Origin of the sequence: Microcoleus sp. LEGE 07076 (assembly GCF_015207455.1) — a bacterium.
Lineage (GTDB): Bacteria > Cyanobacteriota > Cyanobacteriia > Cyanobacteriales > Microcoleaceae > Microcoleus.
The window spans coordinates 1-15,427 of the sequence record NZ_JADEWV010000146.1 but is presented as its reverse complement, the minus strand read 5'-3'; the positions used below and the strand labels follow the sequence as shown (position 1 = coordinate 15,427).

Below are 15,427 nucleotides of genomic sequence, written 5' to 3'. Positions count from 1 at the left end.
CCGTGATGGGTAGCGATAACAGTCCATATAGATTAGTTCCCTGATGGTTCAGACCCCCAAACCCCACCACAAATCGCCAACTTTACAAAAACTTAATGTCAACTCATAGCACCGATCGAGCTTCCCATCCCCTAATGTAAAGGATAATTAAGAATACTTGACATTTAAAATTATATATGAGAATCATAAAGATATTGTAAAGATACTAAAAGTACGTAAAAATCTTTGACTGCCTGTGGGAAAATTTGAGTGTAATTACGTATGTCCTAAGTCGGACAGCCGGCGGCGGGCAAATTCATTAAATTCATACTCTGTTGGGCCAGTGGAAAACTTTTGTCAGTCTGGTAAAAAAAGGGTTGCTATGAATCAGCAAATATCAGCTCAATCGCAAAAACTTTTACTCCAAATTGGTAGAAAGATTCGTCGAACCTTGGATCTCCATGCCATTTGGCAGCAAACAGTTAACAGTGTGGGACAAACACTAGGCGTCAGCCGTTGCATCATTTGTCCCTATCCAAGTTCTAGCGAGCAACTCAAAGTAGCTGCTGAATACTGTCAAGAACCATTTCTACCAATGTTGGGAATGGAAATCTCGTTGACATCGGCACCTGATCTCATTGAAGCTCTAGCCAGCCTCGAACCGGTGGTAATAGAGTCCTTTAAAGCTGACGATCCTTTTGAGCGGAAGTCAGTGCTGGTGGTGGCTACGGCTTATCAAGAGCAACCTAACGGTATAATTAGCTTGCATCGGTGCGAGGACGAATGGTCGAGGAATGGTGGTAATGCCGATCGACCTTCTTGGACTCAAGACCAGATCGAATTCGCACAAGAACTTGCCGATCAAGTAGGAAGCGCCACCGCCCTCGCCACCCTCTACCAAGAGAGCAGCGAGCGAACACAAGAAATATCCAAGCTCAAAAAGCAATTTTTGTTGAGTGCTTCCCACGAGCTCCGCACTCCCCTAAATCACATCATCGGCTATCTTCAACTAACTATAGACGATCAAGCTGAAGATGCGACAGAGGAGAGAGATTTTATCCAAGAAGCTCACCGCTCGGCTATCCACCTTTCTAAGGTAATTTCCAATATCTTAGATTACATTCAGGTAAGCGAAGGTTGCCAGACTCACTCAGAGTTAGCGGATCTCAGGAGCAAGGAAGAATCTCGGCATCAGTAAAGATTCGATCGCACATTTAAAAAAGAAGACTATTTACCGTACAGACAAGTATTCAGCTTCGAGTAGCTGACACTTGCATCTATAGATTCCCTCAATAAAATCGGTGGCTGGTTACTAAATTATTTGTATATCATTAGGGTTTTCTACCGCGACACACAACTACTAAATGTAACATCCGGGTGTATTTATGGCTCTCCTAGGTTTATGGTGCATACGGTATCAAGCACAACTGTTCGCGATTCTGTGATGCCCTTGGAGTAAGGATATGCGGTTTGTTGATCACCACAAACTCAGGAGAGCCGCCGTATTTATCATATTATTTGCGATCGCCAGACCAAAATCTAATAGGTTCGATGGAGATCAATCCAAATCTTCTCTCATTTGATCAGGACTTGGATATCGAAATATCAAACCTATAACGATTATTTTACCGGAGATGCCAGGTCAGCAGAAGATTGCTGTTTCGCAGTTTTAATGTTTTTAAGTGATGCTGAATGCAATTAAAACTAGCCATTTTTTTTCTGGGTTTCTGGAGGGCTGACATAGCGCGCCCAAAAAGGTTCTTTCATATTTTTGAGCGCTGTTAGTTTTTGGCGTTCCTCCTGTATCCGCTTGCGCTCTGAAATGTCAGAAAATATGTTGATGCTGCCGAGTGTTTCGCCGCCAGCATTTTGTATCGGTGCCACCCAAACCCAAACATCGATCGAACTACCGTCTTTTTTCAACAAAGACACTTCCAAACCGTTTTGCAGTTGGCTGATACCCGCAGACTTCACCAGCGTGGAAAAATCCTGCTTTTGTCCTTTAAGAATATTCCCTAAAGGTTGCCCCAAAACCTCAGCCGCAGTCCAGCCAAAAAAATCTTCGGCAGCGCGGTTCCAGACAAGAGTGCGGCCGTCATTGCCGGTACAATTAATCGCTAGCGGCGCTGATGCCACCTGCGCTATCATAAATTCGTTCGCGAGTTGCAGTTTCAATTCTAGTTGCTTGCGATCGGTAATTTCCTGACAAGCGCCCCACAAACGGACAACCCGTCCTTCAGTTTTGTCCCAAACCGCTTGCCAGCAATCGCGCACCCAGCGCACCTCACCTTTTTGATTAATAATGCGGTACTCGTTGGCTCCCGTGCGGCTGAGAGTAAAGCCTTCTAATTGTTTAATTAACATTTCCCTGTCATCGGGATGAACCAGTTCGGAGTTCCACCAACCAAAGGACTCTAATTCTTCAGCAACCCTGCCCGTGGAGCGTTCAAAAGCCTCTGTCACCCACTCGCAGGCAAACTTGCCGTCTGGAAGTGCCTTAAAAGAATAGGCAAAATCTGAAGTAATTTTCGACATAACTATGTAGTGCGATTCCGACTCCCGCAGTGCGGTTTCTGCTTGCTTGCGTTCTCCGATTTCTCGCGAGTTCATTATAATTCCCTGCACGCTAGAATCGTAAATCAAACTGTTAGCTATCACATCCACCCAGATCCAAGAACCGTTAGCGTGGCGTTTGCGATATTCGATCGGTCCGGCAATTCCCGGCTTTTCTAACAACTTGCCAAAATACGCCTGCCAAGCCAGCAAATCGTCTGGATGGATTAACTCGCCGTGAAACTTACCAGTTCTTGCTTCTGGGTTGTAACCCAAAACCCGCTCTAGCGCAGCGCTGTGGTATCGGACTCCCCCGTCGGAGCCGATAATACTAATCATATCTGGAGAATTGCGGAGTACAGATTGCAGTTTTGCTTCGCTTTTAGTTAATGCTTGATTATCCCGGCGGCGCTGGCTAATTTCTTTGTCCAACTGCTCTTGTAGCTGTCTGATTTGCGAGGATTGCTGCGCGACCGTGCGTTCCAAAAGGCGATTGGATTTTTCTGTTTCCACCAGTTTTGTCGCGTTATTTTTCGCGCTTTCCAAAAGGTTATTTGCTGCCATTGCTTGCAAACAATTTGATATATCTTCCACAGTGGTTTTGATTTTTACCTGTTGCAGAGGTGGCAATTCGCTAGCTTGTAATTGCAGCATTTCTAACTTTTTGTAAACTGTTTCTAGCATTTTATTCATGGGGTAATCTAATAGTTGCTACAGGTGTAACTTCTCTCAATCAAACTAATTTTTTTTCAAGCTGACGCATAACTAAGATTGGTGTATCGCGATCTACCGCGATCTCAACAACCAGGTATTTTGTGAGTTTATTTTCAGATCATAGCAATCGATACAGAAAGTAGATTGTTGTGGCGATAGGGTTACCAGCTCAGCAGCAAGCAATCTCAAGCAGCGATCGTGCTACAGTCGGGAACCCGCATATCTGGTGAATGCGAGGCGATCGAGCGGTTAGGCTAAACTAGATGGGTGTCAAGAGAAAGAGGGATTTATGACAGAGCAAGCCAACGCCCGCGATTTGTTTCGCGCTGCTTACGAACACCGCTATACCTGGGATGCCAATTTTCCCGGTTACAGTGCCGATATTGAACTCAAACAGGGCGAGGAAGTATATACGGGTCATGTTTCCATCAAACCCGACATGAGCGTGGAAGTCAGCGGCATTGCAGATGAGGAAGTAAAGCAAAGCGTTTACACACAAATGCGGGACATTGTTACCCACCGCAAGCGCTCATCATTTGAACAATCTCACGGCAAAAATAGCTTCACCCTGGGCGAGAAAGATAGCACTGAGGCTGTAGATATTTTAGTCCAAGGCGACTCAATGGGCTCGAATTATAAAATCCGAGGTCTGTCAATTTGTCAAGTCAGCCGGGTGATGGGCCGGATGGCTTTCGTAATTGACACGCACCAAAGCTTAGAGACACCCGAAGGTTCTTTGGCGAGTCACTACGATGCGGTTTTCCGCAACCCCCAAACCGACGAAATCATCAGGGAACTGGAATTTGAAGATACCTTTGACAAAATAGGCGACTATTATGTGATGACCAAGCAAGTAGTACGATCGAAAGAAAAAGGTCAACTGACAACAACCGAATTTAACTATTCCAACGTCAAACTGCTAGAACCAGCCGTAGTGTAGCGCGCTCGAAAACCCGATTTCTTAAATAAAACGGGTTTTTTGGTTAACTTATCACAATCAACATGATTGGGCAGCAAGTAACGCTACGATCGATCTAGAAATAAAATTGAGATCGAGCATCAGCATGACAAAAATCGGGTTTCCGGGAGCCAGCTCATCTGAGCGTACAAGTCTTTTTTCAAGAAACCCGATTTCTTAAATCTCGCGCGGTAGAGAATGCTGTCCTTGAGTCAAATCGAACAAACCCAACATCCAGAAATTATCACAGAGGCAAAATATGACGACACTAGCACTAACCAGAGATAACGTCGAAACAGTTCTCGATGAAATGCGCCCCTACCTGATCTCCGACGGCGGCAACGTCGAACTCGTAGAAATCGACGGCCCGGTAGTACACTTGAGACTGCAAGGAGCTTGCGGTTCTTGTCCGAGTTCCACAATGACTCTGAGAATGGGTATTGAACGCCGCCTGCGCGAAGCCATCCCAGAAATCTCCGAAGTCGAACAGGTAATGTAGCTTGGTACAGAGTAATTCACCAAAGAACGAGACAGAAGCCCTGGGCTACAGACACGGAGAGGTACTCTGCTGCTGTTTCAACCGCCGAAGGAAAGCAAAACAAGATAAAAGTAAGCGTAATTGCAATACCTCTTGTACTGGTAGTTGTTTTTGAGCGTGTAGAGGCGAATTGTCCACAGCTTTAAGACTACGATTATGGTCTTACTAATCCCCTTGCCTTTTCAGGCGAGGGAGATGTCAAAGCACTCTATGCTGGTATAGCCTTGATCAGAAAGAGGAGGTACGTTGTTGGCATGAGCTCCCTCTTATGGTCGTTATATAGTATAGCAACCGCGTATCCGCTCAATATATCGGGGTATACTAACCTATTGGGAAGGATTTTGCTCCCGGAAAGAGGCTCGTCACCCTCGCGATTTACCCCGATTTATTGAGTGGATACCAAAATCTGGCCTGCAAGCCTTGCTTAGTCAAGAGTCTTTATGTAATTAATGTTGCCAGGTTACCTAGGAGGAAGCATAAAAATTGCTAATTTTTATGCTAAACTTTCAAATCATTTCTGCTTTTTATATAGTGTGAGGCATTTGCTTATGATTCCGCAACCGAACACCCTCGACCAAATTTCAATGGTGACATCCAACTTTGGGGATGCTTTAGTATTTGCTGACATTCTCCAAGATTGGTTTCAGTTTTTAGGGGGTAAACCTGGTGAAGTTGTCGTTGTAGATTGTGGCAGCGATCTCAAAACTCAAAGGGTATACTGGCAATTGTTTGAAGAAGGTTTGATTGACAAATTGCAGGTAATCCAGTCTAATCACGAAGATAATCATGGGGGGATGGAGTCTGGTTATATAAAAGAATATACATCGGGGGCGATCGCGAGTAAACCTTACTTGCTATTTTTCCACGTTGATACCTTGCCCTACCGAAAGGGCCACGATGGTTGGTTAGAGGAAGCCATTGGCTATCTCGAACGCGATGACGTTTTCTCTGTTAGCGGTTCATTCAATCTGCCATCGAAGCACCACGACGCCTGGCCAGGGTGGTACTTTAGCGACAAGTGCAGTCTGAATTTTGCTCTGATGAAGCGGAGTAAATTTATGGCGGCAACCCATGAATTTGCAGGTGATTTTATTATGTCTGGCTTCAAAGGTGAGAATCCAGCTAAGGGGACTAATCAGGACAGATATTTATTTGAACTCGCTTTCGAGCAGTACGTAGAACGCCACAAGGAATACAGCTTATGTAAGGCAGAAGATCCGAACTGGACGGTATTTCATACAAATACTCACGAAGATCGCTTGCAGAAGACTCGTCAAAAATACCTGAAGCGAGAAGGAATTGAACGCTTTATCAATGTGGGTTTTTCTGATGCGGAAAGGATTCCAGCTCAGGCACTTTATTATGGACAGTCGCAGATGGGAATTATGAAAAAATTGCGGATTATGTTCGGAAAATCACCAGTAGGCTCTTACTGGCGGCAGTTTAAACAAAGGCTAGCTCTTCAAAAATAATTTTGTTGGTGGGGCAGGCATTTTGCCTGCCCTTGCAGGGGCTAAATTGAGACAGGTAACCTTTTTGCACTTATTCAGTAAGCCCTACTTAAAAAGTTAATTAGGAACCTGATACTCAAGAAAAAACAGTCCTAGAAGGACAGGGCTGATCTCCTCTTAATCTTGGTCATTCAGGAAGTGGGAGGAGGGGTCAATTTTAGGATTATTTTTGCAGCAGTAAATCGATAGGCAGACCAAACCCCAAAAAGTACCGAGCTGCCAGCACAGATGTAATTAACATCAAAAGCAGAACTGTAGCTTGAAGGTCTTGCACCAGACAATTCACTCCTTCGCGCCAAAGACCGTAGCTAATTGCAGCATAGAAGCCAAGGTCATTCAGGGCAACTGCGACGATCGCTCCTAGCAATCCTGCGGTATAAAATCCCACCCATAATCCAATCGCAGTCCAAAGAAACCGCAAGAATTGGCCGAAAGCTGGATATTGAATTTTCCCGAGCGCAAATAGAGCTGACTCAATGCCAGTATTGCAGAGTACCCGAGGCCAAATGCCAAGAGCTAGGATCGGCAACATCCAAGCAGCCTGAATATACCTATCGTCATACAATATCTTAATCGCCACATCCCCAAAGCTAACCAACAGTGCTAAGCCAGCCGCGAAGGCGGTCAGGATCGGTTGGCGATTTTTGAGGATTTTAGCGCGAAATATCTCGCGAGGCTGGTCTACCAACTTGGTAATAGCCGGAAACATCACCTTGCCACTCAGGGCTAAAGTGATAGAGCGCGGTATGTCAGCAAGCGTGAGAGCAACGCCGTAAATGCCCAACACATCCAATGTCAGTAATTTTCCCAGAATCAGCCGATCGGCTTGCTCAGCAAAAAATGTTAAAGCCGTTGAAACAAATATCCACTTTCCAAAAGACAGAATTTCTCTAACTATCTCTTGATTCAAGATGAAGCGGTTAGGCGAACCAGAATTCCAATAATGGCTCCAGATTAATTGCAGAATTTGTGACGCAAAGGAACCCATCAATATCGCCCAGATGGTCGGACTGAACCAAGCCCAACCAATCATTACCACAATCCCGATCGCCTGTCCCGACAACTCAAAAATTGCTAGTTTGCGAAAAGCCATATTCCGGTTGAGCGTGAACACTGAAGTCGAGTTAAACCCGGAGATCACCGTCCCCAAACCCACCACAGGAATTAACCAGAGGAACTGAGGCTGTTGGTATAACTGGGCAACTGGCCAGGCCAGCAAAAGCGTACAGAACCAAAGAAGCACGCCGCGACATACCTGCAAAGTCCAGGCTGTGTTGAGAAAATCTGGCTCTTCCCCGCGCTTGTTCTGGATGAGGCTAGTACCGATACCGACGTCTGAGAACAGGTGCAGAGCCGTGATGAACACGTAGACGAGACTGATCAGACCAAACATTTCCGGTACTAGCAGGCGAGTCAGGATCAGGTTACTGCCTAACCGCAGCACCTGACTGAGCCCATAGCTAGCGATAGTCCACACTGCCCCTCGGACAGCAAGCTGTTTAACTGATGACATAATAAATTTGGCGTAAGGGAAACCGAAAGAGCGGGATTTTGAGTGACGTTTTGGTATGAGTTGCTTTTAGCAGCTCACCTGCTGACCCAAAAAACGCTCGCCTATCTATTGTTGAGTCCTTGATTGCGAGACTTCTCGATTTTAGACCTCAACAGCACTGCTAATTGGCCGATCTGTGCAGCGGCACAATCTGAGTCGGCAACTCCCCGTGCCATAAATGTGTCTATCTTAGATAACATAGTTACACTCTACTTAACAAAAACATCATCAACTTTATATTAGACAACAGAGTCGAATTTATCTAAAAGTTGCACAGCGGGTAACTACCTCAATAATAATTACTCATTACGAATGTCACACCCTCTCTACGTCGCCTTTATTTGGCACCAGCACCAGCCTTTGTATAAATCGAGGGCATCTGCGGCTGAGCCAGAGACCAGTTCCCGATCGAACTCGCCGATCTTGCAGTCCAGAAACCTTGACATCCAAGGTCAATACCGACTGCCTTGGGTGCGCCTGCATGGAGTTAAAGACTACTTGGATTTAGTGCTGATTTTGGCAAAATATCCGAAACTGCATCAAACAGTAAACCTGGTTCCGTCCTTAATTTTGCAGATAGAAGACTGCATCGCAGACAGAGCGTTAGACCCTTACTTGGCGGTAACTCTCAAGAAAGCCGAGGATTTAACCATCGAAGAAAAAGAATTCGTTTTAGAACACTTCTTTGACGCCAACTACCACACTTTGATTCAGCCGCATCCCCGGTACGCTCAACTCTACACTCAGCGGCAGGAAAAAGGCATTCATTGGTGCTTGGAAAACTGGACTGTGCAGGATTTTGGGGATTTGCTGGCGTGGCACAATTTAGCTTGGATCGATCCGCTGTTTTGGGACGACCCCGAGATTGCCGGGTGGCTGCAACAAGGACAAAATTTTCGTTTGGCAGACCGAAAAAATATCTATTCAAAACAAAAAGAAATACTTGCCCGAATTATTCCCCAGCACCGTAAAATGCAAGCCCAGGGACAGTTGGAAGTTTCCACAACCCCCTACACGCACCCGATTTTACCGCTGCTTGCAGACACCAACTGCGGGCGCGTAGCTATTCCTAACATGACGCTGCCTAAACATCGGTTTGAGTGGGCAGAAGATATTCCCAGACACTTGAGAAAATCGTGGGAGATGTATCAAGATAGGTTTGATTGCGAACCGCGCGGTTTGTGGCCGTCGGAACAGGCAGTTAGCCCGGAAATTTTGCCCTACATTGCTAAACAAGGGTTTAAATGGATTGTGTCGGATGAGGCGGTATTGGGGTGGACAATTAAACAGTTTTTTCACCGCGATGGGGCGGGGAATGTTTGTGAACCGGAATTGTTATATCGCCCTTACCGTTTAGAAACTTCTGATGGCGATTTGGCTATAGTATTTCGAGACCACAGATTGTCGGATTTGATCGGGTTTACTTATAGTTCTATGGAACCGAAAAAAGCAGCGTCTGATTTGGTGGGACACTTGGAGGCGATCGGCAGAACTCTCAAACACCGACAGTCAAGCGGCGAAACAGCTTTAGAAAATCCGTGGTTGGTGACGATCGCCCTTGACGGCGAAAATTGCTGGGAATTCTATCACGAAGACGGCAAACCCTTCTTGGAATCACTTTATCAAACTCTCAGCGACAATCCAGATATCAAATTAGTCACTGTTTCGGAATTTCTCGACAAATTCCCAGCCACAGAAACAATTCAGGCCGCCCAACTGCACACCGGTTCTTGGGTAGACGGTTCTCTCACAACTTGGATCGGGGATCCGGCAAAAAATCGCGCTTGGGACTTGCTGGGGGAGGCGAGACAAATGCTGGCGAACCATCCAGAGGCTACGGAAGAAAGCAATCCAGAAGCTTGGGAAGCGCTGTATGCGGCGGAAGGTTCCGACTGGTTCTGGTGGTTTGGCGAAGGCCACACATCTAATCAAGATGCCATGTTCGATCGGCTGTTCCGCGAACACGTAGCAGCAATTTACGAAGCTCTCGGCGAGCCTGTACCCCCGTCCGTGCTGCTGCAAGTAGAGGCCCACGAGGTTCAAGGCGACCACCAGCCGCTGAGCTTTATTCACCCGATTATCGACGGTATCGGCAACGAACAGGATTGGGACAAAGCCGGCCGGATTGAAGTTGGGGGAGCAAGGGGTACGATGCACCGGAGTTCGGCAATTCAGCGGCTTTGGTACGGAGTGGATCACTTGAATTTTTACCTCCGCGCCGACTTCAAAGCCGGGGTGCAGCCTGGTATTGATTGCCCGCCGCAGTTAAACTTGTTCTGGTTTTATCCCGATCGCACAATTCACAATAGTCCGATCCGGCTGTCAGGTTTGCCCGACGCAGCACCGCTAAACTATCGATTCCACCATCAGTTAGAGATTAATTTGCTGACGAAATCGATTTGGTTTCAGGAAGCTGGAGAGGGCGACGAGTGGCATCCCCGCATCAGCCGGACGCAAGTGGGACTGGATAAATGTTTGGAGGTAGCAGTGCCCTGGGCGGATTTGCAAATTATGCCAGACTGGCAAATGAGGCTGATTGCGGTTTTATCGGAAGGGGAGCGTTATTGTAGTTGTATGCCGTTCGATTCTTTGATTGCGATCGGAATGCCGTAAGAAGTCAGTTGACGGTTGACTGTTGACGGTTGACTGTTGACTGTTGTCATGTGATGTCCGATCGAACGACAGTTATAAAAATGGTTTGTAGTCAGGACTTCAGTCCTCCAAAAACAGAGGAATTGCATTCCTCACTACAAACATTCAAGAAAAATGGTTGGCAGTCAGGACTTCAGTTCTCCAAAAATACAGGACTGAAGTCCTCACTACAAACATTCAAGAAAAATGGTTTGTAGTGAGGACTGAAGTTCTCCAAAAATGGAGGACTTGCCTTCGTGACTGCAAGCCTTAATCATCGGTAAATTTACCGGGCATCAGATCGTTAGTTATTGGGAAATAAATCAAACTAATGAGCCGCATTTTGCTATTGGTCGATCAGCACCACCAACAACATTTGCCGATCGCGCACCTCAAAACCCAGCATGAGGTGATCGTACCCGATCCCGCTTGCCAAGCCAACTTAGAAATTCACATTTCCCAAATCGCTTTTGACTTGTGCATTGTGGACGAAGCCAATTTAGAGCGCATCGGCCCGGTGATAGAAGCGTTAAAAAATGCCACCGAGCCGATATTTTTACCGTTTTTGCTCCTGGGCAAATCCGAAAAGCCTGCTCTTTGTAAGCCACTTTTATCGCTGCCGACACAACAACTCGATCGCAGAATTGACGATTTAATCACAACTCCCGCAGATGCCGCCCAACTGCACTTGCGGGTGGAGAATTTGTTGGCCCGCAGGCGGCAGTCGCTAGAACTCCAAAGACTTCAGGAAGTAATTAAACAGCGCGCTTTTAGTGAAAGTTTTTTACTCGAAAAGCTGCAACAGGCAAGCGAAAAGCGGGCCCTGCTAGAAGCTGCACTGCAAGAAAACTCCTATCTCGAGTTGCTGATGAATGCCATGCCAGATATTGTCTGTTTCAAAGATGGCGAAGGCAGGTGGCAGGAGGCAAATCAAGCGATATTGGAAGTGTTCGACTTCTGTGCAGATAAATACCGCGGGCTGACAGATTCTCAGCTAGCAAAACTCAGCCCGTTTTACCGCGAGGCCTTACAGGCGTGCGAGGTGAGCGATCGAGTAGCGTGGGAAAAAGGTACCCTTTCTAGGGGTGAAGAAGTGATTCCCCGATCGAACGGTAGTGTGAAAATCTACGATGTGATTAAAGTACCCGTATTTCACCCTGACGGCAAACGCAAAAGTATCGTGATTTTGGGCCGCGACATCACCGAATACAAGCAAGCTAGAGATCAACTCGTCCGTTTAGCGTCTATTGTCGAGTCTTCTGACGACGGCATCGTCGGCAAAACCCTCACCGGGACAATTCAGAGCTGGAACGCAGGAGCCCAAAAGATTTACGGGTACTGTGCGACTGAAGTCAAGGGGCAGTCGATCGAGATTTTAGCAATACCCGAACGCCCCAAAGAAATGTCCCAAATTCTGGAAAATATTCGGGCTGGAACCACTATCGACCATTACGAAACCGTACACTTGCACAAAAACGGCGATCATATAGATGTGTCCCTGACGATTTCTCCGATTAAAGACGCCACAGGAGTGGTTACGGGAGTTTCGACAATCGCTCGCGACATCACCGACAGCAAGCGAGTTGAAAAAGCCCTGGAACAACTTCGCCACCAGACAGAAATGATTTTGTTTTCTGCAGGAGAAGGAATTTGCGGGTTGAACAAACAGGGAAACATAACTTTTGTCAATCCGGCTGCGGTGAGAATGGCTGGCTGCGAATCGAAGGAGCTGATCGATCGACCGCTGTATGAAAGCTTACACCGTTCTCCCGAAAAATGTCTGCAGGCGATCGAGCAACTGTCGCCTGCAACAGACATCAATTCCGGTTCTGAATTTGTCGCCGACACCGCCACCGCGCCGACGGAAAAATTGCCGTTGCGGGTAAGTTCTCAAATTTTAGAGACCTTAGCAGACGGAGAGGTTCGGCGCGTTAATGATGAAGTTTTTTGGCGTGTTGACGGCAGCAGTTTTCCGGTGGAGTACGTTGTCGCTCCGATGCGAGAACAAGGCGAAATTATTGGAGCTGTGGTGAATTTTAAAGATATCACCGATCGGCTTGCCGTCGAGCGCATGAAAGATGAATTCATCTCCGTTGTCAGCCACGAACTGCGGACGCCGATGACCTCGATTCACGGGGCTCTGGCTTTGATCAACAGCGGCTTGCTTGATGCTCACCCCCACAAAGCCAAGCGGATGCTGGAGATTGCTGTCACGAATACTGACCGCTTGGTGCGCTTGATCAACGACATTCTCGATTTAGAGCGGATGGAGTCGAGCTACAGCACTGCCGTCAAACAAACTTGCAATGTCGCCGAGCTGATGTTGCAGGCGGCTGACGAGATGCAGGGAATGGCTCAGCAGGCGGGAGTTACTCTGTCCGTGAGACCTGTGGAGACGCAGTTGCGGGCTGTTCCCGATCGGCTAATTCAAGCCTTGACAAATTTGCTCAGCAATGCTATAAAATTTTCTCCGTCAGGGGCTACGGTTTGGCTGAGCGGCGAGCTGATGCACGATCGGGATTTGGCAGAAAAAGCTGAGTTGAAGTCGCCGCCGTCTCCTGATGCTGCGGCAAATCCGCACTTGTCAGTGAGTTCGTCGATCATTGTGATTGCGGTGAAAGACCAAGGGCGGGGCATTCCAGCAGACAAGCTAGAGATGGTCTTTGAACGCTTTCAACAGGTTGATGGTTCTGATTCTCGCCAGAAAGGAGGTACTGGTTTGGGGCTGGCTATTTGTCGCAGTATCGTGCAGCAGCACGGGGGCAGGATTTGGGTGGAGAGTGTTTTGGGGGAGGGCAGCACTTTTTTCTTAAGTCTGCCAGTTATTCGGGAGAGGCAAAATTAAGGGAAGGCAGAAAGTATTCGATTTGAGATTTGAGATTTTAGATTTACTTGCAGCACGCGCAATCCAATCTTATTTCTGTCAATTGACCGGACACGATATTACAGCTAATGCCGGCTGCATCGGCATCATAAAATCGAGTCAACAGTTAACACTCAACCATTCAGTTTTTCGACCCGCCCGTCAACAGTCAGTAGTCAACAGTCACCTGACGGTGCAAGCGGAATTGATATTACAGCTAAGGCCCGCAAAGTTTTACTTAAAAAAACCGGTTTATTTGGTGGTTGCAGTGCGTCCGGAGTTGTCATTTTTGCGAGGATAGATGGGCCGGAACGGGTTCAAATCGGGATTTGAGGTCAAAAAGCCGATTTTTTGGGTAGGTAGATTTTACTGTTTAAAAAATTTAGTGTAAAGTTCGATCGGGCAAAACAGTTTGCTTTACCAAACATTCACATTTCCCCTTTAATCTGAGAATAAGTTCTGATTGTTAAAAAAGATGTTAATTTTGAATTCCAAGCGCATCTTGGTAATTGACGATGCCGAAGATATTAGGGAAGTGGCTCAAGTCAGTCTTGAGGTGGTGGGGGGCTGGGAGGTTTTGACGGCGAGTTCGGGCCGCGAGGGTGTGGCTAAGGCTCTTGCCGAACAGCCTGATGCTATTCTTTTGGACGTGATGATGCCGGATCAAGACGGGCCTACTACTTTTCAACAGTTACAAGCTAATCGTGCTACGCAGCACATTCCGGTAATTTTATTGACGGCTAAGGCTCTTGCTAGCGACAGGCGGATGTTTGCGGATTTGGGGGTGGTGAGCGTGATTCCTAAGCCTTTTGAACCGATGTTTTTGGCGGCTATGGTGGCTCAAGCTTTGGGTTGGGATCTAGAATAGCTCGATCGCCCGCATTGAATTTGTAACTTTCAAAACACATTGCTCCTGCTGGCTGCTCGGAAAAATAAAAACTGGCAGGAGTATTTTGCTTTTTGTAACAATTTGCTCATCTTCATAAGTTCTTCAGTTTTTCGTTTTAATTTAAACACATAGTCGGGGATCGATCCTGACTGTTGGCAGACACCTTTGGAGAAGACGACTATGCCCTCAGCTTACATTTTGCTACTGATAGTTTCTCTGGCGGCAGTCTGGATTTACTGGCAAAACTCTCAAGATATTTTTGTGCTTGTGGCTTTGGCCGGACTGGGTTGTTTTATTTGGGGTTTTTATTTGGCCCCTTGGATGGTTCAGCTTGTGATTGTGGTGTTGCTGCTGGGGCTTCAAAAGTGGTACTTGGGAAACACTCAAAGTTGTGAGTGAAATTTTTTGTTGTTGTGTATGAATTTAATATCAGCCTGCACTCGTCAATCTCTGCAATCAATTGGTTATCGCTCGGTATCTTAAAAAAGGTTTAAAATATCATGAATAGTTGCCCTTGTTGTTCATCTACACTCCTCCGCCACGCTCGCCACAATCGCGTTTACTGGTTTTGCTCCCACTGCTGGCAAGAAATGCCGGATCTGTCGGAAATGATTTTAAGTAACAGCCTGCGGACTCACAAACGCGACGGTTTGGTTAAGCTTCCTGCTTTGACTCCTAAGTTGAGGATTTTGGATTCGGTAGGAATTGCTTAGGAAAGCTGGAGTTTGTCGGGCGATAAATATAGAGAAAGATGTTGGATTGTGCAATCTTTTGATTTTTTTAATAAAAATGCCAAAGCCCCTTGACTGTGAGTGAAGGGGCTTTGACATTTGAGATTTGAAATGGCTGATGACAACTAGGGTTGGGTTCGCGGGTCTCATCAGTTGCATTCTTTTGGGGAACTGATATTATTAGCTGGCGGGCGATCGCAGTAAAGGAGTCGATCGTCAGCCTGAATTACAGCTATTGCGTGCAGTTAAGCTGATTACATCAAACCGATTTGAGAGAGAATGCCTTGACCGGTGAGAAATTCGGTAGCGAGGCCGATAACGAAGCCCAGCATTGCCAAACGGCCGTTCCAGGTTTCAGCAAACTCAGTAAAGCCTAGTTTTGCGTCTTTGTTTTCCATGACCATAAACCTCGTTTAATTTCAACCTTATGTAACTAAAATTAACACAACAGTAGAAACATTGCAACATATTTTTACATTGAGTTTTCAAATGGGGGAGATAAGGGGGA

The 15,427-nt window shown here is 46.6% G+C and carries 13 protein-coding genes; 9 read left to right on the top strand and 4 right to left on the bottom strand.

What is annotated here, in order from left to right:
- Window positions 1-361 precede the first annotated feature (361 nt).
- Complete coding sequence (locus IQ270_RS21205) at window positions 362-1,177, top strand: histidine kinase dimerization/phospho-acceptor domain-containing protein (protein WP_193975191.1); 816 nt, start codon at window positions 362-364, stop codon at window positions 1,175-1,177.
- Between the two features lie 506 nt (window positions 1,178-1,683).
- Here the strand turns inward: IQ270_RS21205 and IQ270_RS21200 are convergent.
- Window positions 1,684-3,225 (bottom strand): PAS domain S-box protein, encoded by a 1,542-nt coding sequence (locus IQ270_RS21200; RefSeq protein ID WP_228056564.1) that lies wholly within the window; start codon window positions 3,223-3,225, stop codon window positions 1,684-1,686.
- 310 nt (window positions 3,226-3,535) lie between these two features.
- On the opposite strand from IQ270_RS21200, the gene IQ270_RS21195 reads away from it, so the two are divergent.
- From IQ270_RS21195 to IQ270_RS21185, 3 genes are all read left to right on the top strand, one after another.
- Window positions 3,536-4,186, top strand: a complete 651-nt coding sequence (locus tag IQ270_RS21195) for a DUF3386 domain-containing protein (RefSeq protein WP_193975190.1) — start codon at window positions 3,536-3,538, stop codon at window positions 4,184-4,186.
- A 277-nt stretch (window positions 4,187-4,463) separates the two neighbouring features.
- A complete protein-coding gene (locus IQ270_RS21190) occupies window positions 4,464-4,703 on the top strand; it encodes a NifU family protein (protein ID WP_193975189.1) in 240 nt (79 codons plus the stop codon).
- Window positions 4,704-5,290: 587 nt separating this feature from the next.
- Window positions 5,291-6,214 (top strand): hypothetical protein, encoded by a 924-nt coding sequence (locus IQ270_RS21185; protein WP_193975188.1) that lies wholly within the window; start codon window positions 5,291-5,293, stop codon window positions 6,212-6,214.
- Between the two features lie 202 nt (window positions 6,215-6,416).
- On the opposite strand, the gene IQ270_RS21180 is transcribed toward IQ270_RS21185, so the two are convergent.
- Both IQ270_RS21180 and IQ270_RS21175 read right to left on the bottom strand, forming a co-directional pair.
- Window positions 6,417-7,766 carry an oligosaccharide flippase family protein gene (locus IQ270_RS21180; protein WP_193975187.1) on the bottom strand — a complete coding sequence of 450 codons (1,350 nt, stop codon included), beginning with the start codon at window positions 7,764-7,766 and terminating at the stop codon, window positions 6,417-6,419.
- 101 nt (window positions 7,767-7,867) lie between these two features.
- A complete protein-coding gene (locus IQ270_RS21175) occupies window positions 7,868-8,005 on the bottom strand; it encodes a hypothetical protein (RefSeq protein ID WP_193975186.1) in 138 nt (45 codons plus the stop codon).
- Between the two features lie 112 nt (window positions 8,006-8,117).
- On the opposite strand from IQ270_RS21175, the gene IQ270_RS21170 reads away from it, so the two are divergent.
- The 5 genes from IQ270_RS21170 (at window position 8,118) to IQ270_RS21150 (ending at window position 14,901) form a co-directional block, all read left to right on the top strand.
- Entirely contained in the window at window positions 8,118-10,418 is a 2,301-nt protein-coding gene (locus IQ270_RS21170; protein ID WP_193975185.1) for a glycoside hydrolase, read from the top strand.
- A gap of 349 nt (window positions 10,419-10,767) precedes the next feature.
- Window positions 10,768-13,281 carry a PAS domain S-box protein gene (locus IQ270_RS21165; protein ID WP_193975184.1) on the top strand — a complete coding sequence of 838 codons (2,514 nt, stop codon included), beginning with the start codon at window positions 10,768-10,770 and terminating at the stop codon, window positions 13,279-13,281.
- A 493-nt stretch (window positions 13,282-13,774) separates the two neighbouring features.
- Complete coding sequence (locus tag IQ270_RS21160) at window positions 13,775-14,167, top strand: response regulator (RefSeq protein WP_193975183.1); 393 nt, start codon at window positions 13,775-13,777, stop codon at window positions 14,165-14,167.
- Window positions 14,168-14,368: 201 nt separating this feature from the next.
- Entirely contained in the window at window positions 14,369-14,587 is a 219-nt protein-coding gene (locus IQ270_RS21155; protein ID WP_193975182.1) for a hypothetical protein, read from the top strand.
- A 101-nt stretch (window positions 14,588-14,688) separates the two neighbouring features.
- Window positions 14,689-14,901, top strand: a complete 213-nt coding sequence (locus IQ270_RS21150) for a hypothetical protein (RefSeq protein ID WP_193975181.1) — start codon at window positions 14,689-14,691, stop codon at window positions 14,899-14,901.
- 272 nt (window positions 14,902-15,173) lie between these two features.
- On the opposite strand, the gene IQ270_RS21145 is transcribed toward IQ270_RS21150, so the two are convergent.
- Window positions 15,174-15,317: a chlorophyll a/b-binding protein gene (locus tag IQ270_RS21145; protein ID WP_006632525.1), complete on the bottom strand. Its 144-nt coding sequence runs from the start codon at window positions 15,315-15,317 to the stop codon at window positions 15,174-15,176.
- Window positions 15,318-15,427 lie beyond the last annotated feature (110 nt).